The organism is Tsuneonella sp. HG222 (genome assembly GCF_053819185.1).
The window spans coordinates 691,739-717,205 of the sequence record NZ_JBSOQZ010000002.1 but is presented as its reverse complement, the minus strand read 5'-3'; the positions used below and the strand labels follow the sequence as shown (position 1 = coordinate 717,205).

Genomic DNA, 25,467 nt, shown 5'->3' with positions numbered 1-25,467 from the left:
TGTCACTGCGCCCCGCCGTCGAGCCAGGCCGCCAGCCCCGCGGCGATGGCCTGGAATGGCTCGCCCGCCCCGCCCCGGTTGGCGGCGGGCGGGGTTCCGGTATCGCTCGCAATGCGGATCGCCATGTCGAGCGGCACGCGGCCGAGGAACGGCAGGCCCATCGAGCGCGCGGCCGCCTCCGCCCCGCCGTGGCCGAACGGGTCGGACACCTCGCCGCAGTGCGGGCAAGTATAGCCGGCCATGTTCTCGACCATCCCCACGATCGGCACGCCGACCTGGCCGAACAGGTCCATTGCCCGGGTAGCGTCGATCAGCGCCAGGTCCTGCGGGGTGGTGACGATGACCGCGCCCGCCGGGCGGAAGCGCTGCAGCATGGTGAGCTGGACGTCGCCGGTGCCGGGCGGCAGGTCGACCAGCAGGACCTCGGTGTCGCCCCAGTGGGCGTCCATCATCTGGCCCAGCGCCTGGCCGACCATCGGGCCGCGCCAGGCGATCGCCTTGCCCGGCTGGATCATCTGCCCCATCGAGAGGAACCGCACGCCGAAGTCGCTGTCGACCGGGATCAACGTCTTGTCCTCACCCGCGCTCGGCTTCCTGCCTTCGGCTCCCATCAGCATGACCTGGCTCGGCCCGTAGACGTCGGCGTCGACCACGCCGACCTTGCGCCCCATTCCGGCGAGCGCGACGGCGATGTTCGCAGTCACGGTGGATTTGCCGACCCCGCCCTTGCCCGACCCGACGGCGACGATCCGCCGCTGCGGTCCCGCGCTTTCCCTATCCGCAGTCAGCGCGACGCGCACGTCCGCGATTCCCTCGACCGCGCCGACCCGTTCTTTGACGGCCGCCTCGAGCCGCTCGGCATCGCCGCGCGAGAGGCCGCCGGCGTCGATCACCAGGGTCGCCACGCCGCCGCGCAGCGTGACCGCCTGCACCCGGCCGACGGCGGTAGGCGGCAGGGCCTCGCGAATTGCCTGTTCGTTACTCATCGTGACGGCCTGCTAGCGCATGGCCCGGATCGTTGCAGCGAAAATGTCCCCTCGGTTCGTGCTTTTTGGTCCAACCCCTGTTTTTCCGCCGGGCGCTTCCTATAAGGGTGGCATGAGTTATCTGGGTGGGTGGCGAGAGAGGATCGCCCTGGCGATGGCCGGAAAGAAGAGTCCCTGGGGCAATCCCCCGGGGGGAGAGCCCGGTCCGGGCAACGACGGCGAGGGCGCCGGCACTCCGCCGCGGGGCGAGAACCCGCCGCGCGGCCCGCGCAATCCATGGCTGCCGGGCGGCGGCGGGAGCGGTGGCGACGGCAAGCCGCGCCGCGGCCCAAATATCGAGGACATCTTCAAGAGCCGCGGCCCCGAAGGGCCGCGCCGCGTTACCGGCGGGGGCGGGGGCGGCGGTCCCAACTTCCGCCTGCCCGAAAGGCCGGGCGGCGGTTCGTGGCTACCGCTGGCGGTGGGCGGTATCGCCCTTGCCTGGCTCGCTTTCTCGATGCTGCATTTCGTGCAGCCCAAGGAACAGGGCATCGTCACGACCTTCGGCCAGTATTCAAAAACCCTGAGCCCGGGCGCGAACATCACTCTGCCCTGGCCGATTCAGCAGGTCGACGTCGAATCCGTGTCGGAGATCCGCATCGAGCAGATCCCCGACAGCGCGCCGCAGCGTCTGATGCTGACCGGCGACCAGAACCTGGTCGACCTGAGCTATCTGGTGCGCTGGAATATCAAGGATCTGAAGCAGTTCCGCTTCCAGTTGCTCGACCCCGAAGGAACCGTGACCGAGGTCGCCGAAGCCGCGATGCGCGCATCGGTGGCCGAAGAGCCGCTCGACCGCGTCCTGTCGGGCGCCGGGCGTGCCGACATCGAGGGCCGGGTGCGCCAGCGCATGCAGGACATCCTCGACGCCTATCGCTCCGGCGTCGCTATCCAGGGTGTCGAGATCCGCAAGACCGACCCGCCGACCGAGGTGGAGGAAGCGTTCAAGGACGTTTCCGCCGCGCAGCAGCAGGCCGAGAGCTACGTCAACCAGGCCGAGGCGGTGGCCCAGCAGGTCATGGCCCGCGCACAGGGTGACGCGACGGCATTCAACAAGGTCTACGAGCAGTACCGGCTCGCCCCCGAGGTGACCAAGCGCCGCATGTATTACGAAACGATGGAGCGCGTTCTGCGCGAGACGGACAAGACCGTGGTCGAAGCGACGGGCGTGACGCCCTACCTGCCCCTTCCCGAACTGCGCAAGCGGGCGCCCAGCGCCGCGCCTGCCGCGCCTGCCGCGCCGGGAGCCCAGTGATGGAAGCGGTGTGGCAGAACCACAAGGCGAGCATCATCGCCATCGGCGCGCTGATCATCGCGGTCCTTTCGTCGCTTATCGTCGTGCCCGAAACGCAGCAGGCGGTGATCGTTCGAACGGGTCAGCCGGTGGCGGTCATCAATCGCTTCAAGCCGGACCAGCCGTTCGGCAGCACGGGCGCGGGCATCTGGTACCGCATTCCCCTGGTCGACACCGTGACCAAGATCGACAAGCGGGTGCTGACGGTCGACATGGAAACCCAGCAGGTCCTTTCGACTGACCAGTTGCGGCTCAACGTCGACGCCTATGCCCGCTATCGGGTGATCGATCCGGTCCTGCTGGTGCAGACGGTCGGCAACACGGCCAACCTCGAAGCGCAGCTTGCGCCCATTCTGTCGTCGGTCGTGCGGCAGGAACTGGGGCGCCGCAACTTCGCCCTGCTGCTGAAGGCGGAGCGCGGATCGACGATGTCGAACATCCGCCGGCTGCTCGATCGCCAGGCGCGCGAATACGGCGCGCAGGTCATAGACGTGCGTATCAAGCGCGCCGACCTGCCCGATGGAACTCCGCTCGATTCCGCGTTTGCCCGCATGCGGACTGCGCGCGAGCAGGAAGCTGCAACCATCCGCGCCGGCGGCAGCAAGGACGCGCAGATCATCCGCGCCGAGGCAGATGCCCAGGCCGCGAAGATCTACGCCGACGCCTTCGGCAAGGACCCGGAATTCTACGACTTCTACCGCGCCATGGAGAGCTACGACCGGACCTTTGCCAAGGACCCGGACGGTACCAACGGCGCGAGCCAGATCATCCTGTCGCCCGACAACGAATATTTGCGACAATTTCGCGGTAACTGAGGCGCGCGCGTTAAACGCGCGTTCAGCCGCCGACGGGTGAATCGCAGTCGGGGACAAGTGTAGTTACCGCAGAGCCGTCATGGCTCTCCGAATTGAAGGAAACACAAGGACGTGAAGCCCGTGCGCTACTCATACGGAATCACTTCGGCCCTGCTGCTCGGCGGAGCGGCGGCGACCCTCATCACCGGCTACCCCGCCGGCGCCCAGGTGGCGCAGAACGAAGGGAGCGCCATGGCTCGCGCGGTCCCTCGCGCCGGAGCCCCCGAAAGCTTTGCCGAACTGACGGCGCAACTGCAGCCCGCGGTGGTCAACATCGCCACCAAGCAGCGGGTCCAGGTACAGCAGAACCCGTTCCAGGGCACGCCTTTCGCCGACCTGTTCGGCCGTGGCCAGCAGGGACAGCCCGCCACGCGTGAAGCGCAGTCGCTGGGTTCGGGCTTCATCATGTCGGCCGACGGCTATGTCGTGACGAACAACCATGTCATCACGGCCGACGGCCGGGGCACGGTGCAGGAAATCACCGTGACCACCGCCGACGGCACCGAATACCCGGCCGAGCTTGTGGGGACCGATGCGGACTCCGATCTCGCGGTGCTCAAAATCTCCGGCACGCGGCCGTTTCCCTTCGTCAACTTCGGCGACAGCAACGATGCCCGCGTGGGCGACTGGGTCATCGCGATCGGCAATCCCTTCGGTCTGGGCGGCACCGTCACCAGCGGTATCGTTTCGGCGGTCCACCGCGCGACCCAGATGGGCGGCGCCTATGATCGCTACATCCAGACCGACGCCAGCATCAACCGCGGCAACTCGGGCGGTCCGCTGTTCGACATGCAGGGCAACGTGATCGGCATCAACAACGCGATCTTCTCGCCCACTGGCGGCAGCGTGGGTATCGGCTTCGCGATTCCCGCAGAGACGGCGCAGCCGATCGTCCGCAAGCTGATTGCCGGCGAGGAAATCCTGCGCGGTTACCTCGGCGTGCAGATCAATCCGGTGTCGGAAGACTTCGCCGACGCTCTCGGCCTGCCCAACAACCGCGGCGAATTCATCCAGCGGGTGGAACGCGGCGAGGCGGCCGAGAAGGCCGGCCTGAGGGCGGGCGACGTCGTCGTTACCGTCGACGGCCAGGACGTGACGCCGGAGCAGACGCTCTCGCGCATCGTCGCCAACATCCCGCCGGGCCGCACGGTGCCGATCGAGTTCATTCGCGACGGCAAGCGCCAGACGGTTCGCGCCGTCGTGGGCCGGCGCCCGAGCGCCGAGGTCCTCGCCAGTCAGAGCTTCGATCCCAACCAGGGCCAGGAAGAACAGCCGGGCGCCAATCCGATGGTTCCGGGCGGCAGCGGCCTGATCGAACGTGCAATGGGCATCCAGGCCCTGGCGCTCACGCCCCAGATCGCCCGCCAGCTCGGCCTCAACGAAGGCACGACCGGCGTCGTCGTTACTGCGGTCGACCCCAACGCCGACGCGGCGCAGAAGGGGCTGCAGCGCGGCACGGTGATCTTCCAGGCCAATTACCAGAACCTCACCAGCCCGGCCGATCTGGAGGCCGCGATCCGCAGCGCCCAGGGCGACAATCGCGAGGCGATCCTGCTCCGCGTCCAGGCGCGCGGCGGCCCGCAGGTGTCGGTTCCGATCCGGCTCCGCACCAACTGATTTCGACAAATTCGACAGGGGCGGTTCGCGATGTGCGGACCGCCCCTTTCGTTTGCGCCAGGCTAGGGCTGCGAAGGCGGCTGCTGCGGCGGCGGGCCCCGGCGGGTCGCTTGCGGCGTCGGCAAGGTGCCGCCGGTCGCCCGCTCGAGGAAGTCGTCGCTCGCTGCCTGGGGCGGCGGTGCGGCCGGTGCCGGCTGGCGTGGCGGTCGCGGACCGCCGACCGTGGGTTGCTGGCGGTCCAGATCCTGCACCGGCCCCGGCGGCCCGGCGGGATCGGCAGGGGGGCTCTCGATCAGATTGCCGTTCTCGTCGATGAAGTAGTAGTCCTCGTCCGGATCGGCGAAGAGGAACTCGTCGTCGGGCTCGAGCTGCCACTCCGGCATCTGCAGGTCGGTCTCGAATTCCTCGACCGGCCGGTCCTTCACGGCATAGCGCATGTAGGCGGAGAAGGCGCGCGCCGGAGCGGTGCCGCCCTGTAACCCGCCGACCGCCTTGGCATCGTCGCGCCCCATCCATACGCCGGTGGTTATCCCGCTGGAAAAGCCCAGGAACCACCCGTCCTTGTTCGAATTGGTCGTGCCGGTCTTCCCCGCCACCGGGCGGCCGATCTGTGCCGCGCGGCCGGTTCCGGTGTTGACCGCGGTCTGGAGGAGATCGGTGATCCCGGCCGCGACGTAATCGGGCACGAGCTGGCTCGTGCGCGGTGCCTCGCGCTGATAGAGCACGCGTCCGTCGTTCGCCGTCACCTTCACGATGCCATAGGGTTCCAGCGACTGCCCCTTGGCCGATATCTCCGCGAACGCACGAGTCATGTCGATCACCCGCACTTCCGAGCTGCCGAGCACCATCGAGGGGAAGGTGGAGATCGGCGTGGTGATGCCGAAGCGCCGGGCCATCGACGCGACCGAGCCGAAGCCCACCTCGTTGCCAAGCTGAGCCGCGACCGTGTTCTTGGAATAGGCGAACGCCGTGCGCACGTTGATTTCGCCGGCGTAGGATCCGCCCGAGTTGCGCGGCGTCCAGCCGTCGATCGTCGTCGGCTCGTCCACCACGGTGTCTTCCGGGGTATATCCGGCTTCCAGCGCGGCGAGGTAGACGAAGATCTTCCAGGCCGAACCCGGCTGCCGCACCGCTTCCGTCGCACGGTTGTAGTTCGTCTGCACGTAATCGGTCCCGCCGACCATCGCCAGGATTGCCCCGTCGCGGTCCATGCTGACGAGCGCACCCTGCGCTCCGCGCGGGGTATTCGCCTTGATCGCCGCGGTCGCGGCGCGCTGCATGCCCAAGTCGATGGTGGTCCACACCTCGATCGGCTCGTAGCTGTCGTAGGGCAGCAGGATGTCCAGCTGCGGCAGCGCCCAGTCGGTGAAGTACCGGGCCGAGTTCTGCCCCTCCTCCGCGTGGACCTTGACCGTGTCGGGATCGACCGAGGCCTGCGCCGCGGTGATCATGCCCTGCTGGCGCATCAGCATCAGGACGACGTTCGCCCGGTTGACGGCCGCATCGACGTCGGCCGTCGGCGAGTAGCGGCTCGGCGCCTTGACGAGGCCGGCGATGATCGCCGCCTCGGCGACGGTGAGCTCGTTGCCCGGATGGCTGAAGAACTTGCGGCTGGCGGAATCGACGCCGTAGGCGCCGCCGCCGAAGTAGACCTTGTTGAGATAGAGCTCGAGGATCTGCTGCTTGGAAAACTTCGCTTCCAGCGCCATCGCCAGCACCATCTCGCGCAGCTTGCGGTCGACGGTGCGGTTGTTGTTGAGGAAGACGTTGCGGGCCAGCTGCTGGGTGATCGTGGACGTCGCGCCAAGCCGGTTGGAACCCGTCGCCCAGACATAGACCGCCCGGGCCAGACCGAGTGGATCGATCCCGATATGCGAATAGAACCGCCGGTCCTCGACCGCGACCATCGCATCCTTCATCGGCTGGGGTATCTCGTTGAAGCTGAGCCATTTGCCGTAGCTGGGGCCCAGGGCGACAATCTCCGTCCCGTCGCGGGCGCGGACGACGATGGTCTGCCCGTTCTGACTGCTCATCAGCGAGGAATAGCCGGGCATCGTGCGCGCCGCGAAGAACACCGCGCTAACCAGCGCGATCACGCCCAGCAGAGCCAACCCGCCGCCCCACAGCAGCCCGCGGCGCAGCCACAAGCGCCAGCCGCCCGGGGCGCGCGTTTCCGCCCGCGCCCGGTGCGCCCGTTCGTTGCGCTTTCGGTTCCTGGAGCGTTCGCCCCGCTTCATCGCCATCGGCTAGTGTCAGCCCGCAAGGGGCGCCGTCGCGCCCGGTCCGTCAGTTGCGGAATGCATAGGGCAAAGCGAACCGCGGGTTAACGCAGATTGCGACGGGGGGCGTCAGTTATCCTCCGGCTTGAAGTCGAGCGCGGCGGAATTGATGCAATAGCGCATGCCGCCGCGATCGCTTGGCCCATCGGGGAAGACGTGGCCCAGGTGCCCGTGACACTTGGCGCAGACGACTTCGGTGCGGACCATACCGTGAGTGGCATCCGTGTTTTCCGCCACCGCGCCGTCGGCCGCCGGCTTGACGAAGCTCGGCCAGCCCGAGCCGGACTCGTACTTGTCGTCGCTTTCGAACAGCGGCTGACCGCAGCCAGCGCAGACGTACTCGCCCGGCGCCTTGTTCTTTTCGTACTTGCCGGTGAAGGCCCGTTCGGTCCCGCCCTGGCGCAGGACGGCATATTGTTCGGGCGTCAGGCGCTCGCGCCATTCGGCATCGGTAAGCTGCGCATCGTTGTCGGCCATGGGATATCTCCTTCGCCCGGAATATGGGCTGGGCTGCGCCAATCTCAACTGTTGGGATCGTTGTATCCCGGCGGCGGCGGCAGGCCTTCCATCTTGTCGTTGAGGAGCGGCCGGAAACTCGGGCGGCTCTTCATGACCCGGTACCATCCGCGGGCCTCCTCATGGCCGTTCCAGTCGATCCCGCCCAGGTAATCGGCGACCGAAATCTGCGCGGCGGCGGCAAAGTCGGCCAAGCTCATCTGCGCGCCGGCGACCCAGCGGCGCGTGTCGATCAGCCAGTCGATGTAATCGAGATGTTCGTGCGCCAGGCGCATCGCATCGCGCAGGATCCGCGAATCCGGCGGTTGCCGTACTACCAGCCGCTTCTTCATCCGCTCGTTGAGAAGCGGCAAGGTCACCTCACCGAAGAACTGTTCGTCGAACAGGGCGACCAGCCGCCGGATTTCCGCCCGGCCCGTGGCCGTACCCAGGATCAGCGGCCCGCGATCCTCGGTCTCCTCGAAATACTCGCAAATGGCCTGGCTGTCGGCCAGCACGACCTGCTTCTCCTCGTTCCGCACCACGGGGGTGCGGCCCGCCGGATTGAGCGCATAGAATGCGTCAGTGGCATCCCACGGGCGGGTGGGAACGATATCGTAGGGGACGCCCTTCTCCGCCAGGGCAAGGCGTACCTTGCGGCTGAACGGACAAAGGGGGAAGCAATGGACCTGCCACATGACGGTCATGCCGCAATGCCGCATGGCACGGGCCCCGTCCAGCGGACCAAAACGGGTACGCGGCAATAATTTGCGAGATTATTCCGGCAGGTCGTCCGGCAAGGAGCGCGCGATCTCGGCCCCGGCCCTGCGCAATTCGGGCATCATGGTGCCGAGCGCGTCGGTCAGAGCCCCCATCGCGTCCATCATGCGGGGCATTGCCCGGGCAAACTCCCGCGGTGCGTCCTCTGCGTCCGGTCCGGCAACCTCGGCCAGCGTGGTGTCGGGATCGATCCCGGCCTCGTCCTCGCCCGCGACCGTCGCTGCAGCCTGCAGCAGCTTGCCGACCGGCATGTCGAGCATGGCGCCCATGACGGCCTCCGCCATCCGCCCCATCTGTTCCTGACGGGCGGGATCGCGCATCTCTTCGGACGCGCGGGCCAGGTCCTCTTCGGCAGGATCGGCAGCCGCGGCGGGGGCGAACATCACCGCCGCCAGCACGGCAATCGGCAGGATTTTACGCATGGCGAATCTCCTGTTGGACACGGGGCGGGCATTCTTGGTCATCGCAGGTTTCGCCGGCCTGAACGCGTCAGAGGCCCGATGCCTCGAGCGAAAGCAGGCAGGGGGGCATCGCCTTTGCCAGGGTATCGCCAGCCGAGAGTTCGGCCACTTCGGCCTTCAGCAGGTTGGTGATGCCGTCGCGATCAAGCGACTTCGCGTCCATGATCTGCGCCATTGCGCGCACGAAGTATTCCTGGCCCCGCGCACGGAGTTCGGGAATTTCGCCGAGTGAGCGATCGCCGGTTTCCTGCTTGTTGGCCGCCAGCGCGAAGGCGGCCGAACAGCGCACCAGCGTCTTCTGATCGAGCGTGAGCGCAGCGGGCTGCTGCGCCGTGACGGGGCCGGAAACGAGCGCGAGAGCGAGGGCGGCGGACAGTGTCTTGTGCATCGGGCGGCGCCTATAGCATCGCAATTGCCCCCGCGTGAACGGGCTGGGTCGAGAAACGGACGATGCGAGGCAATGGGCAATGGGCAGTCCTGCCGAGCCTACTCCATTTCCCGTGCCTTGCGGCGGGTCTCTGCAAAACTGTCGGCGCGCATCTTTTCGAACGCCAGGCGCTGTGCGTGTCCCGCGTCGGGCGGATAATCGCGATAGTCGGCGAGGATTTCGTCGAACAGTTCGGCAACTTCCTCGCGGTGGTCGGGATGCGTGAAGATGTTTGCCCGGTTTTCGCGCACGCCTTCGAGGATGCGTGCACCGATGGTGTCCGGCTCCATGCCGAACTCGTGAATGCCCGCGAGCCGCACCACGGCGCCGGAATCGACCGATTTCATCGCGCCCTTCAGTCCGTCCGGCCGCACGTCGTCGCTGGCGTAGATGTAGCTCTTGACCAGGCCGGGATGCACGACCGAGACGCCGATGCCGTACTGCACCATCGAATGGCGGAGCGAATAGCTCAGGCCGCGCACGGCAAACTTGGCCGTGTTGTAGATGCCCGGGGCTCCGCTGGCGATGAAGCTGGCCATGCTGGCGGTATTGGTGATGTGCCCGCCGCGCTGGTCGCCCGCCTGTACCCGCGCTTTCATCCGCGGGGCGAAGGTCATTACACCGTTGATGACCCCGCCCAGGTTGACACCCAGCACCCAGTCCCAATCATCGTAGGAGCTGTCCTCGATCGTCTGGAAAAGATTGATCCCGGCGTTGTTGAACAGCAGGCTGACCGGGCCGAACTTCGCTTCGACCGCATCCGCGGCCGCCGCGAACCCGGCGCGGTCCATCACGTCGAGTTGCACGCCCATGACTTCGCGATTGTCGAGCGTGGCGAGCGCGGTGTCGATCGCGTCTTGCCTGATGTCGGCGATCGCGACCTTCGCGCCGGCTTCCAGCAGGTTGCGCACGATGCCTATGCCCACGCCGTTGGCGCCGCCGGTGACGAAGGCGGTGCGGCCCGCGAAGTCGATCATGCCGCGCTTCCTTCGGCCAGCCGGTCAAGTTCGCGCACCGGCATTCCGCCGCTCTGCCTGCCGGGCAGGAATTCGTTGTAGATCTTGCGCCGCGTGAAGAGCCAGCGGCCTTCGACCCGGGCCAGTTCGTCCTCGTAGATGCCGAAACTGGGCAGCGCGATCGATCCGTCTGGGCCACCGTTGGTCATTTCCCACCAGAAGCCGGTGTGCCACGCGCGGTCGCCTTCGACGCGGATGACCTTCTGGTCGACGTTGTGGCGCAGCTTCGCCGGGTTGCCCTGGTGGTCCTTGAAGATCTCCCCGATCTTCCCGGCGAACGTGCGGGCCTCGGTCCGGATCGCCTCGCGCCCGCGGGCGACGCCCATCGCCCAGTCGAGTTCGCCGTCCTCTGTGAAGCATTCGGCGTAGGCATCGGCATCGTGGTAATCCATGGCGAACAGGTAGCGCGCCATGAGATCGCAGATTTCCGCCCGGTCGGCGGCATAGGAAGGGCCGTAGCCGGTCACTTCGCCGCGGCTGCCAGCCGATCCATGTCCCCCACGGGATTGTTCGGCCCCGACTGCCGACCCTTGAGGAATTCGTTGAGGACCCGGCGCTTCTTGATCAGCCAGCGGCCCGACGCCTTCGAGAACTCGTCCTCGTAGATGCCGTAAGTGCCCATCTTCATGGTGTCCTTCGGCCCATCGTTGGCCATTTCCACCCACAGCGTGCGGCCCCAGGCGCGGCTGCCCTCGACGCGGATCGAGCTCTGCAGCACGACGTGGCGCAGCAGCGCCGGCTTACCGTCCTCGGTGTGGTAGAACTGGCCGATCCGCTCGGAAAAGCTCGTAACAGCCTGGCGGATGCCGTCACGCCCGCGCGACGTGCCACTGGCAAATTCCAGCTCGCCGTCCTCGGTGAAGGTGGCCACGTAGGCGTCCCAGTCGAAGTAATCGATGGCGAAGAGATAGCGGGCCATCAGGTCCTCGATCTCGGCCCGATCGGCGGCATACTGGACATCGTAGGTCTGCTGGGCTGCGGCTTGGGTCATGGGTAGGGCTCCCGTCAGAGTCAGGGCAAAAAAGAAGGCGGCAATCGGCCTGGACGCCCGGCGGGCGGCGGACTTGGGCATCATCGATCTCTCCCGTCGGCGCGTCGCGGCGCCACACTCGGCGACAATTTATCGCTTCGCCTTTTTTTAGTTGCCACTTACAAATTGCCGCAAGCAGAATCCGCGCGGCCTGCCGCGACGGGTGGTCGTGGGAGACAGCAATGGCCATTGCGCCATCAGCCGCTGAAGTCGTCAACACCGGCAAGGAAACGGCGGAAACCTCTGCCCGGCCGTGGCCGCCCGAAGGCCGCGGATGGTTCGCGCTTTTCGCGGTGATCTTCGCGACCTTCGTCACCTTCTTCGACCAGACCGTGTTCGCGATGCTCGCCGAGAAGATGAAGACGAGCTTCCAGATCTCCGATTCGACCCTGGGCTTCCTGCTCGGCCCGGTAACGGTGATCGCCTACGTCATCGTCGGCATCCCCCTGGCCCGACTGGTCGACATATTCCCGCGCAAGTACGTCCTGGGCGCCAGCATCGCGGTGCTGGGAACGATCATGGCGCTGGGCGGGCTGGCGCAGAATTTCCGGCAACTGCTCGGCACCCGGCTTTTCGTTGGGGCCGCCAGCTCGGCCAACGGGCCGGGGTCCTACGCCCTGCTGGTGGATGCCTTCCGCCCCTATCGCATCCCGCTGGTCTTCGCACTGCTGCAGCTAGGCTTCATCGCCGGGACTTCGTTGGGCAACATCGTGGGCGGGCAGCTGATCGCCTGGACCTCGACGATGCCCGACAAGGTGCCCTTCCTCGGGGTGGAGATCTTCAACTGGCAGATCGTGCTGTTGATGATCGGCGCGCCCGGGCTGCTGGCAGGCCTGATCTACATGTTCGTCAAGGAACCGCCGCGCCGCAGCCCGATCGCCCAGCTTACTGCGCCGGGCGACGCGTTCGGGCGCAAGGTGGCGGCGTTCATGGGATGGGATGCGCTGAAGGCGATCTGGGCCCGCAAGAAGGTCTTCCTCCCGCTGTTCGCCGCTCTCGCCATGTCCGCCATCGAAAGTCAGGGCCTGCCTGCATGGCGCATTCCGTTCATGGCCCGCACCTACGGCTGGAACGAGGCGGAAACCGGCGCGCTGCTGGGCACGCTGCTGCTGTTCTCGATGCTCGCGGGGATCGGCGTGGGCGGCCTGTTCGTCACCTGGCTCGGCAAGCGGCACAAGGATGCGAACATCCGCGCCACCGCGATCATTTTCGCCTGCACCACCGTCTGCACCATTCTCACCCCGCTCGCCCCGACGGGCGAACTGGCAATCGGCCTGATGGCGCTGTCGGTCTTCTTCGGCCTGGCCGGCGCGCCGGCGCAGAACGCCGCGATCCAGCGCATCGCCCCCAACGAGATGCGTGGGCAGGTCAGCGCCTTCTACCTGTTCATGTTCACCTTCTTCGGCGCGCTCGGCAGCTTCGTGATCGGGGCAGTCAGCACTTATGTCGTGGGCGACGAGAGCCTGCTGTGGCAGGCCATGCTGATCACGGCCGTGGTCTTCATGCCCGCAGCCACGTTTTTCATGTGGCGCGGCATCCGCCCCTATCGCGAGGAAGTGGAACGGCTGGAGGCGCAAGGCCTCTGATCCTGCCGCATACCCGTTGACTCGGCCCCGCGATGCCTGCGAAAAAGTAAGCAACGCATACAAAAATCGGGAGAGTCGAAGTTATGGCCGAAGCCACGCTGGAGGCGCTTGCCGCCAAGGTCGACGAACTGGAAGGCCGCCTGACCCGGCGCGAGGACGAGATCGACGTCCGCAATCTCCAGTACCTGTACGGCTATCTGATCGACAAATGCATGTACGACCAGGTGGTGGACCTGTTCACCGACGATGCCGAGGTGCGGTTCTTCGGCGGGGTCTGGAAGGGCAAGGAAGGCGTCCGCCGGCTCTACGTCGACCGCTTCCGCAAGCGCTTCACGCACAACAACAACGGCCCGATCGATGGCTTCCTGCTCGATCACCCGCAGCTTCAGACCATCGTCACCATCGAACCCGATGGCAGGACCGCGCGCCTGCGGGGCCGCAGCACGATGCAGGCGGGGCGTCACAAGGACTACGAAGGCGACGCGCCGCATCTCAAGAAGCGCCAGTGGTGGGAAGGCGGCCTGTACGAGAACACCTACAAGAAGGGTGAGGACGGCAAGTGGCGTATTCACGTGCTCAACTACTTCCCGCACTGGCATGCCAGCTTCGAGGACGGCTGGGCCAACACCGATCCCGAGTTCACGCCCTTCATCCGCGAAACCTACCCGGCCGATCCGGCCGGCCCCGACGAGCTGATCGACGAGCACTGGCTCTGGCCCATCCATCGCCTGCTGCCGTTCCACATGAAGCACCCGATCACCGGCGAGGAAATGGTGGCGCAGCGCTGGGAAGGCGACGCCAAGCGCGACGCGGAACGCGCGGCGATCAAGGCGGCGGGATAGGCGTCGTCCCTGCGAAAGCTGGGACCGATATCAGCCAAAGCAGCGGGTAGACCGCACACGATCCCAGCTTTCGCCGGGATGACGGAGTTCAGAAATGACCGATTACCCCTCCCTGCACATGATCATCGCCGGCGAGAAGGTTTCCGGCGGGGGGCGCGCCACCTTCGACGTGATCAACCCGGTCACCGGCGAGACCATCGGCGCGCTGCCTCTGGCCACGGCGGACGATCTCGACCGGGCGCTCGACACGGCGGCGGAAGGGTTTCGTATCTGGCGCCGCTCGACACCGCAGGAACGCGCCGCCGTGCTCAACGGAGCCGCGCGCCTGATGATGGAACGCGCAGACGATCTCGCGAAGATCGCCACGCTGGAACAGGGCAAGCCCTTCCCCGAAGCGAAAATCGAGCTGATGATGAACGTCGGCCTGTTCCAGTTCTACGCCGGCGAAACGAGCCGGCTCTACGGCCGCGAACTGGTGCGCCCGGTCGGCCAGCGCTCGACCGTGCGGTGGGAGCCTGTCGGCCCGGTCGCCGCCTTCGCGCCGTGGAATTTCCCTCTCGGCAACCCCGGCCGCAAGCTGGGCGCGCCGATCGCGGCGGGCTGCTCCGTCATTCTCAAGGCGGCCGAAGAAACCCCTGCCTCGGCGCTCGGCATCCTTCAGTGCCTGCTCGACGCAGGGCTGCCGCCGCAGGTCGCCCAGGCCGTTTTCGGCGTTCCCGACGAGGTCAGCCGTCACCTGCTCGGCAGCAAGGTGATCCGCAAGTTGAGCTTCACCGGCAGCACCGTGGTCGGCAAGCACCTGATGAAACTGGCGGCCGACAACATGCTGCGCACCACGATGGAACTGGGCGGCCACGGCCCCGTGCTGGTGTTCGACGATGTCGATGTCGACAAGGTGCTCGATACGGCGGTGATGGGCAAATACCGCAACTGCGGCCAGGTCTGCGTCAGCCCGACCCGCTTCATCGTGCAGGAAAACGTCTACGAGAAGTTCCGCGACGGGTTCGCCGAGCGCGCGAAGACCGTGAAGGTCGGCAACGGCCTGGACGCTGGGGTACAGATGGGCCCGATGGCCAACGCACGCCGGCCCGAAGCGATGGACCGCCTGATCGGCAACGCGCGCGACAAGGGCGCAACGGTCGGCGCCGGGGGTGGCCGCATCGGCAACCAGGGCTATTTCTTCCAGCCGACCGTGCTCAGCGACATACCGCTCGACGCCGACATCATGACCGAGGAGCCCTTCGGCCCGGTCGCGCTGATCAATCCCTATGGCAGCGAGGAAGACATGATCCGCGAGGCCAACCGGGTCGATTACGGCCTGGCCGGCTACGCCTGGACCAACGACGTCCAGCGCCAGCGGCGGCTGGCCGATGCGGTCGAGGTCGGCATGCTGGGCATCAACAGCCACATGATCGGCGGGGCCGACAGCCCGTTCGGCGGGGTGAAATGGTCTGGCCACGGCAGCGAGGATGGCCCCGAAGGCGTCACCGCCTGCATGGTCCTCAAGGCAGTACACGAAGGTTGATGCGATGACCCACGAACTCAAGACCGGCGGCGACCGCGGCTATCTTCGCATCGCGACCGAAGAAGCTTTTGCCACGCAGGAACAACTCGACGCGATCATGCGGCTGGTGCGCGAAGGGCGCGCCGACGAGGGGACTAACAGCCTGTGGGGTTTCTACGGCACCAGCGCCAGCGAGCGCACTACCTTCATCCGTGAGCGCCTCCTCGACCTCGGCGAGCTGCGCTTGCAGGCGATGGACGAGGCCGGGATCGACAAGGCGGTTTTGGCGCTGACCAGCCCCGGCACCCAGTCGATGCACGATGCCGACGAGGCGAAGCGCATTGCGCGCAACGCGAACGACCAGCTCAAGGATGCCTGCGAAAGGCATCCCGACCGCTTCTATGGCATGATTGCCATTGCGCCGCTCGACCCCGACTGGTCGGCCGAGGAACTGCGCCGCGGCAAGGAAGAGCTCGGCTTCCACGGCGTGCAGGTGAACTCGCACACCCACGGCCATTACCTCGACGAGGAACAGTTCGATCCGATCCTGCGCGCCTGCGCGGATCTCGACCTGCCGCTGTACATCCATCCGCAGGGCCCGCCCGACGGGATGATCGGGACGATGGTCGAAGCCGGGCTCGACGGCGCGGTGTTCGGCTTCGGCGTCGAAACCGCGTTCCACGGCCTGCGCATGATGACCACCGGGGTGTTCGACCGGTATCCCGGGCTGCAGATGATGCTCGGCCACGGCTGCGAGGCCATCCCCTACTGGATCTATCGCCACGACTACATGCACAAGGCGGGCGTCCGCTCGAACCGCTATCCGCGCCTCAAGCCGTTGCAGCACGACCTATTCCATTACCTGCGCAACAACGTCCTCGCGACCAACAGCGGCATGGCTTACGAGCCGGTCATCAAGCTGATGATCGAGGTGATGGGCGAGGACCGCGTGATGTACGCGATGGATTATCCCTATCAGTACCTGCCCGACGAGGTCCGCTGGATGGACGACATGGCGATTTCCGATACGCAGAAGAAGAAGTTCTTCCAGACCAATGCGGAACGGTGGTTCAAGCTCTAGCAGTTTTCCGGGAGAGGGAGAGATAATGGCCACCGCAGCAGAACCGCCCGTCGTGCGCGCCGACAAGGTGCCCAAGGGCGCGTGGTACGCGCTGACGCTCGTTGCCTCGGCGCAGATGATGAGCCTGCTGGATCGGCAGATCCTCTCGATCCTTGCGCCCTCCATCCGGGAAGACCTGGGGATTGGCGACGCCGAGCTGGGGCTGCTTTACGGCACGGTTTTCGCGCTGTTCTACGCGCTGTTCTCGCTGCCGCTCGGACGACTGGTGGACGGCTGGATCCGCACCCGCCTGCTCGGGATCTGCCTGTTCGGCTGGTCGCTGTTTGCCGGGCTGTCCGCATTCGCCCAGAGTTTCACGCTGCTGGCTATCTCGCGCCTCGGGGTGGGGATCGGCGAAGGCGCGAGCCAGCCGGGGGCCAATTCGATCATCTTCGACACCTTCCCGCGCAGCCGGCGTGGCACGGCCATGGCGGCGATGGGCATCGCCACCGCACTGGGGCTCGGCCTCTCGATGGCGATCGGCGGGTTCGCCGCGCAATGGTGGGACGAGCGGATCGCCGCCGGCGGTGCTTCCTTCGGCTTTTCCGGCTGGCAGTTCGCCTTTCTCGTCGCCGCGGTCCCGGGATTCCTGCTGGCGTTCTTTATCTATCGCATGAAGGAGCCGGTGCGTGGCGGGGTCGACGGGATTTCCAGCCCGCCCGATCCCCACCCGTTCAAGGCCAGCGCCGAAGTGCTGGGTTCCGTTACTCCGCTTGCCAACTGGTACTATCTCTGGCGGCGCGATGCAGGCGCCCGGCAGTGGGCAATCAACCTGGGCAGCCTGGCAGCGATCCTGGCCGTCTGCTGGACGATGACCCAGATCACGCGCGACTTCAGCCCCCGGCCGCCGCTCGAGGCGCTCGGCATGTCGTTCGATCCACACGCGCTGCAATGGTTCGTCGTGGGGTTCGGCGCGTTCGTGATCGTGAACCTGTTCCAGTCTCTCAAGCTGACCGACAAGCCGACCTACGCGGTCATGGCATCGCCCAGCCTGATCCTGCTGTTCATCGTCGGCGGGCTGCAGACCTCGATCAATTACGGCGTGATGGGCTTCACCCCCAGCTTCCTGATCCGGGAGTTCGGTCTCGACCAGGCCACCACCGGCTTGCAGTTCGGGCTGCTTTCCGCCGCTCTGGGTATTTTGGGCCCCGTCATCGCCGGACCCCTGGCCGACTTCATGACCGTGCGCATGGGCGCGCGCGGGAGGGTCTGGCTGACCCTCGCTTCGCTGGGCATCTCGCCGTTCTTCGGCATCTGGACTTACAGCGCGGAAGATCCGCTGACTTTCTACCTCCGATTCAGCGTCTACAGCATCGTTCTGACGCTGTGGCTGCCGCCGATCTATTCGCTGTACTACGACCTCGTGCTGCCCCGCATGCGGGGCATGGCCAGCAGCACCTACATCATCATCTCGACGCTGCTCGGCCTCGGCATGGGTCCCTACTTTGTCGGCATCGTGTCCGACCGCAACGGCGGCGATCTCGGCCAGGCAATCATCTCGATCAACGTGGTGGCCCCGATCATCGCGATCATCCTGGTCTATGTCCTCACCCGCGTGCAGCGCGACGAGGATTCGATCCTTGCCCGTGCCCGGGCCGCAGGAGAACCCGTCTAGTGACCACCGCCAGAATGACCGTGCGCGACGCGGCGTTCGCCGTTTTCGAGCATTTCGGCGTCGACAAGCTGTTCGGCAATCCCGGCAGCACCGAATTGCCGATGCTCAAAGGCATGCCCTTCCCTTACGTCATGGGGCTGAACGAGGCCGTCGTCGTGGGAATGGCCGACGGGTACGCCCGGTCGAGCGGCAGGCCGGCGCTGGTAAACCTGCACAGCGCAGCCGGCACCGGGCATTCGCTGGGCAATCTGTTCACCGCGTGGAAGAACAACGCTCCCGTCATCGTCACGGCGGGGCAGCAGGCGCGCTCGATCCTGCCGCACGACCCGTTCCTCTATGCCGAACGGCCGACCGAATTTCCCCGGCCTTACGTCAAGTACTCGGTCGAACCTGCCCGTGCGCAGGACGTGCCGCTGGCGCTTGTTCGCGCGTTCGTCACCGCGCTGACGCCGCCGATGGGGCCGGTGTTCGTGTCGATCCCCGTGGACGACTGGGACCGCGAATGCGAAATGCCCGCCCTGCCCGACGTGTGCGTGCGCACCTTGGCCCACCCTTCGGGCCTGCAGGACGTGGCCGACATGCTGGCCCGCGCGCAGAACCCCGCGCTGGTCATCGGCACCGGCCTTGCAAATGCCGGCGGCTGGGACGCGGCGGTGGAACTGGCCGAGCACGCCGGGCTTTCGGTGTGGACTGCGCCTTACAACGCCCGTGAGTGCTTCCCGGAAAACCATCCGCAGTTCTGCGGTTTCCTCAACGCCTGGCGCGATCAGATCCGGGCCGCGCTCGCGCCGCATGATGCGATCCTCGTGGTGGGCGCGCCGGTCTTCACCTATCACGTCGAAGGGAGCGGTCCGCACTGGCCGGGAGGGGCCGAACTGATGGCCATCTCCGACGATCCCCAGCATATCGCCGCCCTCCCCGGCGGGACAGGGGTGCTGGGCGACCCGGCAGAAGCGCTCGCTTCGCTGCGTGAAATGGTCGAGGCGCGGGCCTTCGCGGGCACCGGCTTCGCGCACAAGAATCCCGATGCGGCGATGACCGCAGCCTATGTCCTCAAGCGGGTCGCCGCCTTGCGCCCGGCGAATGCGGTGATCGTCGAGGAGTCTCCGACAGCCCGCGGCCCGGAGCACGACGTCCTGCCGATCCTGCGTGAGGGCGGGTTCTATTCCTGCGCCAGTGGCGGCCTCGGCTATTCGCTGCCCGGCAGCATCGGCGTGGCTCTGGGGCAGCCCGACAAGGTCATCGCCGTCCTCGGCGACGGGGCGGCAATGTACACGATCCAGGGCCTGTTCGCGGCAAAGGCGGAGAATGCCAACGTCAGCTTCCTGATCATGAACAACCGCGCCTATGCCGCCCTGACCGGATTTTCGGGCGAATTCGGCATGAACCATGTCCCCGGCTGCGACCTGACCGGTCTCGACTTCGTCAAGCTGAGCGAAGGTCACCGCGTCGAGGCGCGTCTGGTGGAGAGCGTGGAGGAACTCGACGAGGCCCTGCGATGGACCTTTTCGGCGCCCGGCCCCACCCTGCTGGATATCCGAATTTCTTAGCCAACTAAGAATTCCGCTTGCCAACCCAATTTGCCGGATTCAATCTGACCTGACCGCGGGTCGATCTCCGACTCGCGTACGCTACGGGAAATTCCGGGCGGACTTGGGGAGGATTATTGATGGTTCGTACGTTCGCCCGTACGCACGCCCGCCTGGGCGTTGCGGTTTCCGCTCTCGCTTTAGGAATCCTGTTCGCCGGCAGCGCCGCTGCGCAGGACGTGCCAACCGCCGCCGACGCATCTGCCGAATCCGCCAGCGGCGATGAAGAGACCATCATCGTGACCGGCTCCCGCATCGCGCGCTCGACCTTCGACACTCCCTCCCCCGTCACGGTCCTTGGCGCCGAGCAGCTCGAGCAGACGCAGGTCACCAACGTGGGTGAAGCGGTCGCCGATATCCCCGCCTTCCGCCCCTCCAACAATCCGTCGACCAACGGCTTCGGCAGCTTCAACGTCGGCGCGCAGATCGTGAACCTGCGCGGCCTGGGCGTGACGCGGAACCTGGTCCTGGTCGATGGCCGGCGGTTCGCCCCGACCACCCGCGAAGGTTCGGTCGACCTCAACTTCGTTCCGTCCACGCTCGTCAGCAGGATCGAGGTCGTCACCGGGGGCGCTTCGGCCGCCTATGGGTCCGACGCCCTCGCCGGCGTCGTCAACGTCATCCTCGATACCCAGCTCGACGGTTTCAAGGCGCAGGTCGATTACGGCTTCTCCCAGGAAGGCGATGGCAAGAACATCCATGCCGGCCTCGCCTACGGCACCGACATCGGCTCGACCGCCCACCTCGTCGTCGGCGGCGAATATTCCAATCAGAAGGGCACCGGCAACTGCTTCACGCGCGACTGGTGCAAGGTCGGCGCGGTCGTGACCAACAACGCCTTCGCCACCAACAACGGCCTGCCCAACTTCGTGCGCAGCGACGATAACGCCGGCTGGTTCGTGACCCCGTCGGGCGTTGTCAGCCGGTTCAACAACGCGGCGGGCATCGGGCTGGCCATCGCCAACAGCCGCGGGACCGGCGCGGTTACTTTCGCGTCCAACGGTGCAGTCGGCGCTACTCAGGCAGGCACTCTTGCCTCGGGCCTGACGCAGCTCGGCGGGGACAAATACTCCACCTACACCGACGTCGACCTCATCGCCCCGGTCGAACGCTACACCGGCTTCGCGCACATCGATGTCGATATCGGCGACAGCCTCCGCTGGTTCGCGGAAGGCAGCTACGGCCATGTCGACGGCGGCACCTTCCAGGCCGCCTACTTCTCCTCGACGATCCCGATCTTCGCCGACAACCCTTACATTCCCGCCGGGATCCGGTCGGTCGCGGGCTTCCCCGCGCCGGCCCAGCCGACGGCGCCCAGCAGCACGACCAGGCCAACGGCAGCGACCTTCAGCCTCGGCCGGGTCCTGTCGGACGTAGGCCGGGGATTCAGCCGTTCCAAGGCCGACACCTACCGGGTGACGACCGGCTTTTCCGGCGATTTCCTCGACGGGTATTCCTGGGATTTCTATTACCAGTATGGCCGCACCGATCGCCTGCAGACGGTCGACAACCAACTGGTGAGCGGCGCGCCGGGCGTGGCGCTTACCAACCCCGCCTCGAACGCGCGCTTCTTCTGGGCGGCCGATGCGGTGGTAAACCCGGCCAACGGACAGGTCACCTGCCGCGCGCTGCTCAGCCCCAACCCGGCTCTGGTCGCCGCGGCAGCGGGCTGCGTGCCGATCAACCTGTTCGGCGCGGGCAACGTGACGCAGGCGGGCGAGGACTACATCTACGATCAGCTGCGCGAAGACATCAAACTGCAGCAGCATGTCTTTTCCGCGACCATGCGGGGCGATGCCGGTGACATCTTCGGCGCGCCGCTGAGCTTCGCCACCGGCGCCGAGTTCCGCATCGACAAGATCGACGTGGTGCACGACGACCTGTCGAACATCTATGCCTACTTCCAGAACTTCGGGTCGGACTACAACGGCAAGACCGAGGTGTTCGAAGCCTTCGCCGAGCTTGAGCTGCCGATCGCCGACATCCTCACCCTCAACGGCGCGCTGCGCCAGGCGTTCTACAAGACGAGCGGCTTCGGCAGTTATCTGCGCGCCGCCAGCAGCAATTCGTTCGACGCCACGACCTGGAAGATCAGCGCAACGGCTGAACCGACCGACTGGCTGCGCCTGCGCGCAACGCAGTCGCGCGATGTGCGCGCGCCGAACTTCGCCGAGCTCTTCCTCGCTTCGGCGAGCAGCTTCACGCCGGTGACCAACCCATTCGTCCTGACATCTACCGGTGCGCGGACGACGAACTTCCCCTCGATCGTCAACGGCGGCGCGCCCAACGTGGGCCCGGAAAAGGCGGATACGACCACGATCGGAATCATCCTCCAGCCGAGCGGGGCACTGAGCGGGTTCCAGTTCTCGGCCGATGCATACCGCATCGACATCAGGGACTTCATCGGTGCGGCACCGGGCGGCACGCAAGGCCTGGTCGACAAGTGCTTCGTGGGCATCCAGATAGCCTGCAACCTGATCACCCGCAATGCCGCGGGCGCGGTCACCGAAATCCGCAACACGCAGCTCAACCTCGAGCGCATTCTGGCCAAGGGCATCGATTTCGAAGCAAGCTACCGCCTGCCGCTGGGCGCCAACACGCTGCAGTTGCGGGCGCTGGCCACCTTCGTCGACACGCTCAAGGTGACGAGCTTCGGCGATTCCATCGATCGGGCGGGCCAAACCGGTTCGTCGGCCGGGCTCGCCGCGCCGGACTGGACTGTGACCGGAATGGCCACCTTCACCGCGCCGCAGTTTCAGGTCACGCTGCAGGGCCGGTATATCCCGCCGGGCCTGTACGATGCGCAGCGCATCGGCCCCGACCAGGACGGCTATGCCACCACCCTGCTCAACTCGATCAGCGACAATCACGTCGACGGGCGCTTCTACACCAACCTGTTCGCCTCGGTCTGGCTCGACGCAGACAAGCGCTACGAGCTGTTTGGATCGGTGAGCAACCTGTTCGATAAGGATCCGCCGGCCGCTCCCGAGACGCAGTTCTACACGAACCCGGTCTACTTCGACACGCTGGGCCGGTACTTCCGGATCGGCGCGCGCATCAAGATGTAGCGTACCGGCCCGAATTTCGGGCCGCCTGCCTCACGCCCGGGAACGACCAGCGCCCTGCCGCGCTCCCCGGGTATGAGGACAGGACCATGATCGCGGAGATACTGCTCGCCTTGCAGGCGCTGTTCGCCAGCGATGCCCTGCTTGCGCTCGTCCTGTGCGGATTGACGGTTTTGCTGGTGGCATTCTGCGTTCCCGGGACCATCGTGCCGCTCTCGTTGTCGTCCGGCGCGTTGCTGGGCCTGCTCGGCGGGGCGGCGGTATTTGCCGGGGCCGTGATCGGCAGCCACTTGCTGTTCCTCGCCTCCCGCCACCTTCTGAGCGCGCGGATTCACGCGCGCTGGGGGGCACGCATCTCCCCTTTAGCCGACCATTTCGAGAAGCGCGGCTTCCTCTATATCGCCGGCCTGAGAGTGGCGGGCATTCCGCATTTCCTCGTGACCGCAGGAAGCGCCCTGTCGCCTGTGCGCGCGCGGTCCTTCCTCGCGGCCACCGCGATCGGTTTCCTCCCGGCCATCTTGCTGGGGTCGACCGCCGGGTCGCTGTTCTGAACTAGAGCACCCGCCAGACCCACAGCTTGATGCTGCTGGCATATCGCGCGCCCGAGCAGATGAAGATCGACTTGTTCAGCCAGTCGTACGGGCCTTCGGGGGCGATGAATTCCGGCACCGTACGGAAGTAGTATTCAGCAGGATCTACATCCTCCCCGCGGCGCAGGCGGTCCATCACTTCGGGCGGCCCGTGGCGAAGGCCCTTGTTGCGGATCTGGATCAGCGCGCCGTCGTCGGTTTCGATCGCGTATATCGCATCGGCCACGGTCACCCCGTCGGGCCGGGTCAATTGCCAGTCCGCGCTGTTGCCCATCAGCTTGCCGCTGATCTTCGGCCCTTTGACGTGGCCCCCGGACTTGATCGGAATGATACGCCGCGTGCCGTCGACCACCCGGCCGATCTCGCGCGGCGCATCGAGCTCGCCGCCCGCTTCGTAGACGAATTCCAGTTCCGGCTTGATCATTACGGCTTCTCCCATCGGATCGTTTTCCTACATCGGTCCGCTCCGCTAGGCTGCCAGGCGAATCGCACAAGCCCATACCTAACCCGGCGTCGGCGCGTGCAAAACGGGCACGCGACACCGCCGCGCCAGTGAATACTTAGTGCAACCATTCGACCCTGCAGAACAGGGCGTGACCGGTCGAGGAGAGAGATGGAATGGCAGCGGATCTTTACGCTGATTACGTAATCGTCGGTGCGGGCAGCGCGGGGTGCGTGCTGGCCGCGCGGCTGAGCGAAAGCCTGCGGCACAAGGTCGTCCTGCTGGAAGCCGGGGGCGACGATCGGCCGCTCAAGGAACCCGGCCAGTTCTGGTCCAACATGATGATCCAGACCCCGATCGGCTTCGGCAAGACGCTGAACGATCCCAAGGTCAACTGGCTCTACGACACAGAGGTCGACGCCGGCACCGGCGGACGGCCGCACAAGTGGCCCAAGGGCAAGGTCCTGGGCGGTTCTTCCTCGATCAACGGATTGCTCTACGTGCGCGGCCAGGCGGCGGACTATGACGGGTGGGCCCAAATGGGCGCGCGCGGCTGGAGCTGGGACGATGTGCTGCCTTACTTCAAGAAGGCGCAACACCAGGAACGCGGCGAGATGGATTCGCATGGCGTTGGCGGCCCGCTCAACGTCAGCGATTTCCCCGAGAAGCACCCGATTTCGGGCGCCCTGATCGAGGCGTGCGAGCAGTACGGCCTGCCCTATCGCGAAGACCTCAACGATGGTGACCAGGAAGGCGTCACCTGGTTCCAGCTGACTGCCAAGAAGGGCCGGCGCCATTCGGCCGCGAACGCCTATCTTCACCCGGCCATGGGGCGCGAGAACCTGCTGGTCGAAACTCGTGCCATGACCACGCGCATCCTGTTCGAGGGCAAGCGCGCCGTCGGTGTCGAATTCATGCAGAACGGGGAGAAGCGGCGGGTCATGGCCGCGCGCGAAGTCATCCTCAGCGCAGGTTCGGTCGAAAGTCCCAAGCTGCTGGAGATCAGCGGCGTCGGCCAGGGCGAACTGCTGCAAGAGCTTGGCGTCTCCGTGATCCACGAAAGCAAGGGCGTGGGGGAGAACCTGCAGGATCACGTCATGATCGGGTGCCAGGCCCGCCTGAAGGAGGATTGGCATTCGATCAACCACCGCTCCACCGGCCTCAACCTGATCAAGGAAATCGCCAAGTATCAGGTCGCCAAGACCGGCATCCTTTCGATGGCGGTCGCCCACGGCTGCGCCTTCGCGAAGACCCGGCCCGAACTCGAGCATCCGGACATGCAGATCCACATGATGGCCGCCAGCATGGACCTGGAAGTGCTGGCGACCAAGCAGGCGCTCCAGCTGGAAAAGGAGCCGGGCATGGCCAGCAATCCGTGCCAGCTCCGGCCGGAATCGCGCGGACACATCCACGCCAAGTCACCCGACGGGATGGTCCATCCCAGGATCGTACCGAACTATTTCTCCGATCCGATCGACCAGCAGATGGCGGTCACGCAGCTGAAGGTGATCCGGGCGATCTGGAACCAGCCCGCGATCAGGCAATACATCAAGGACCCGGGCGACCCGTTCGGCGAGACCGATGCGGCGATGTTCGAATATGCCAAGATCGCGTCGGCCACCGTCTACCACCCGGTAGGGACCGTCGCGATGGGAGATGAGCGCTTCCCCCTTACCCCCGACCTCAAGGTTCGCGGCGTCGAGGGACTGCGGGTGATCGATGCCAGCGTGTTCCCCAGGATCACCAGCGGCAACACGAACGCCCCCACCATCATGGTCGCGGAAAAAGGCGCGGAAATGGTTCTGGCGGACGCCCGGGAAGCGATCGCCGCCTAGG

General features: G+C 66.2%; 22 protein-coding genes. 12 read left to right on the top strand and 10 right to left on the bottom strand.

What is annotated here, in order from left to right:
* Positions 1 to 2: 2 nt before the first annotated feature.
* Positions 3 to 986: an Mrp/NBP35 family ATP-binding protein gene (locus tag ACWPMZ_RS15070; protein ID WP_455704876.1), complete on the bottom strand. Its 984-nt coding sequence runs from the start codon at positions 984 to 986 to the stop codon at positions 3 to 5.
* A 112-nt stretch (positions 987 to 1,098) separates the two neighbouring features.
* On the opposite strand from ACWPMZ_RS15070, the gene hflK reads away from it, so the two are divergent.
* The 3 genes from hflK (at position 1,099) to ACWPMZ_RS15055 (ending at position 4,790) form a co-directional block, all read left to right on the top strand.
* Positions 1,099 to 2,280, top strand: a complete 1,182-nt coding sequence (gene hflK, locus ACWPMZ_RS15065) for a protease modulator HflK (protein ID WP_455704875.1) — start codon at positions 1,099 to 1,101, stop codon at positions 2,278 to 2,280.
* On the top strand, positions 2,280 to 3,134 hold the full coding sequence (gene hflC / locus ACWPMZ_RS15060) for a protease modulator HflC (RefSeq protein WP_455704874.1): 855 nt from the start codon (positions 2,280 to 2,282) through the stop codon (positions 3,132 to 3,134). Before hflK ends, hflC begins: the two co-directional genes overlap by 1 nt.
* A 120-nt stretch (positions 3,135 to 3,254) precedes the next feature.
* Positions 3,255 to 4,790, top strand: coding sequence for a Do family serine endopeptidase (locus ACWPMZ_RS15055; protein WP_455705167.1), 1,536 nt, complete (start codon positions 3,255 to 3,257; stop codon positions 4,788 to 4,790).
* A 62-nt stretch (positions 4,791 to 4,852) separates the two neighbouring features.
* Here ACWPMZ_RS15055 and ACWPMZ_RS15050 read toward each other — a convergent pair whose 3' ends face one another.
* From ACWPMZ_RS15050 to ACWPMZ_RS15015, 8 genes are all read right to left on the bottom strand, one after another.
* Positions 4,853 to 7,027: a transglycosylase domain-containing protein gene (locus ACWPMZ_RS15050; protein WP_455705166.1), complete on the bottom strand. Its 2,175-nt coding sequence runs from the start codon at positions 7,025 to 7,027 to the stop codon at positions 4,853 to 4,855.
* A 111-nt stretch (positions 7,028 to 7,138) separates the two neighbouring features.
* Positions 7,139 to 7,546 carry a peptide-methionine (R)-S-oxide reductase MsrB gene (gene msrB, locus ACWPMZ_RS15045; RefSeq protein ID WP_455704873.1) on the bottom strand — a complete coding sequence of 136 codons (408 nt, stop codon included), beginning with the start codon at positions 7,544 to 7,546 and terminating at the stop codon, positions 7,139 to 7,141.
* Between the two features lie 44 nt (positions 7,547 to 7,590).
* On the bottom strand, positions 7,591 to 8,262 hold the full coding sequence (locus ACWPMZ_RS15040) for a glutathione S-transferase family protein (RefSeq protein WP_455705165.1): 672 nt from the start codon (positions 8,260 to 8,262) through the stop codon (positions 7,591 to 7,593).
* Between the two features lie 78 nt (positions 8,263 to 8,340).
* Entirely contained in the window at positions 8,341 to 8,766 is a 426-nt protein-coding gene (locus tag ACWPMZ_RS15035; protein ID WP_455704872.1) for a hypothetical protein, read from the bottom strand.
* A gap of 67 nt (positions 8,767 to 8,833) precedes the next feature.
* Positions 8,834 to 9,193 (bottom strand): hypothetical protein, encoded by a 360-nt coding sequence (locus ACWPMZ_RS15030; protein ID WP_455704871.1) that lies wholly within the window; start codon positions 9,191 to 9,193, stop codon positions 8,834 to 8,836.
* 98 nt (positions 9,194 to 9,291) lie between these two features.
* Entirely contained in the window at positions 9,292 to 10,209 is a 918-nt protein-coding gene (locus ACWPMZ_RS15025) for an SDR family NAD(P)-dependent oxidoreductase (protein WP_455704870.1), read from the bottom strand.
* Positions 10,206 to 10,715 (bottom strand): nuclear transport factor 2 family protein, encoded by a 510-nt coding sequence (locus tag ACWPMZ_RS15020; RefSeq protein ID WP_455704869.1) that lies wholly within the window; start codon positions 10,713 to 10,715, stop codon positions 10,206 to 10,208. Before ACWPMZ_RS15020 ends, ACWPMZ_RS15025 begins: the two co-directional genes overlap by 4 nt.
* The gene (locus ACWPMZ_RS15015) at positions 10,712 to 11,239 is read right to left on the bottom strand and encodes a nuclear transport factor 2 family protein (RefSeq protein WP_455704868.1); all 528 of its coding nucleotides are present in this window, start codon (positions 11,237 to 11,239) and stop codon (positions 10,712 to 10,714) included. Before ACWPMZ_RS15015 ends, ACWPMZ_RS15020 begins: the two co-directional genes overlap by 4 nt.
* Positions 11,240 to 11,460: 221 nt before the next feature.
* On the opposite strand from ACWPMZ_RS15015, the gene ACWPMZ_RS15010 reads away from it, so the two are divergent.
* From ACWPMZ_RS15010 to ACWPMZ_RS14975, 8 genes are all read left to right on the top strand, one after another.
* A complete protein-coding gene (locus ACWPMZ_RS15010; RefSeq protein WP_455704867.1) occupies positions 11,461 to 12,864 on the top strand; it encodes an MFS transporter in 1,404 nt (467 codons plus the stop codon).
* Positions 12,865 to 12,947: 83 nt separating this feature from the next.
* Positions 12,948 to 13,706 (top strand): nuclear transport factor 2 family protein, encoded by a 759-nt coding sequence (locus ACWPMZ_RS15005; RefSeq protein WP_455704866.1) that lies wholly within the window; start codon positions 12,948 to 12,950, stop codon positions 13,704 to 13,706.
* A 94-nt stretch (positions 13,707 to 13,800) separates the two neighbouring features.
* Positions 13,801 to 15,231 (top strand): NAD-dependent succinate-semialdehyde dehydrogenase, encoded by a 1,431-nt coding sequence (locus ACWPMZ_RS15000; protein ID WP_455704865.1) that lies wholly within the window; start codon positions 13,801 to 13,803, stop codon positions 15,229 to 15,231.
* A gap of 4 nt (positions 15,232 to 15,235) precedes the next feature.
* Positions 15,236 to 16,291, top strand: a complete 1,056-nt coding sequence (locus tag ACWPMZ_RS14995) for an amidohydrolase family protein (protein ID WP_455704864.1) — start codon at positions 15,236 to 15,238, stop codon at positions 16,289 to 16,291.
* A 25-nt stretch (positions 16,292 to 16,316) separates the two neighbouring features.
* Entirely contained in the window at positions 16,317 to 17,945 is a 1,629-nt protein-coding gene (locus ACWPMZ_RS14990) for an MFS transporter (protein ID WP_455704863.1), read from the top strand.
* The gene (gene mdlC / locus ACWPMZ_RS14985; RefSeq protein ID WP_455704862.1) at positions 17,945 to 19,495 is read left to right on the top strand and encodes a benzoylformate decarboxylase; all 1,551 of its coding nucleotides are present in this window, start codon (positions 17,945 to 17,947) and stop codon (positions 19,493 to 19,495) included. Before ACWPMZ_RS14990 ends, mdlC begins: the two co-directional genes overlap by 1 nt.
* 119 nt (positions 19,496 to 19,614) lie before the next feature.
* Positions 19,615 to 22,602, top strand: a complete 2,988-nt coding sequence (locus ACWPMZ_RS14980) for a TonB-dependent receptor domain-containing protein (RefSeq protein ID WP_455704861.1) — start codon at positions 19,615 to 19,617, stop codon at positions 22,600 to 22,602.
* An 86-nt stretch (positions 22,603 to 22,688) separates the two neighbouring features.
* Complete coding sequence (locus ACWPMZ_RS14975; protein WP_455704860.1) at positions 22,689 to 23,150, top strand: VTT domain-containing protein; 462 nt, start codon at positions 22,689 to 22,691, stop codon at positions 23,148 to 23,150.
* A 1-nt stretch (position 23,151) separates the two neighbouring features.
* On the opposite strand, the gene ACWPMZ_RS14970 is transcribed toward ACWPMZ_RS14975, so the two are convergent.
* Positions 23,152 to 23,628, bottom strand: coding sequence for a DUF3237 domain-containing protein (locus ACWPMZ_RS14970; protein WP_455704859.1), 477 nt, complete (start codon positions 23,626 to 23,628; stop codon positions 23,152 to 23,154).
* Positions 23,629 to 23,807: 179 nt separating this feature from the next.
* On the opposite strand from ACWPMZ_RS14970, the gene ACWPMZ_RS14965 reads away from it, so the two are divergent.
* The gene (locus ACWPMZ_RS14965; protein WP_455704858.1) at positions 23,808 to 25,466 is read left to right on the top strand and encodes a GMC family oxidoreductase; all 1,659 of its coding nucleotides are present in this window, start codon (positions 23,808 to 23,810) and stop codon (positions 25,464 to 25,466) included.
* Position 25,467 lies beyond the last annotated feature (1 nt).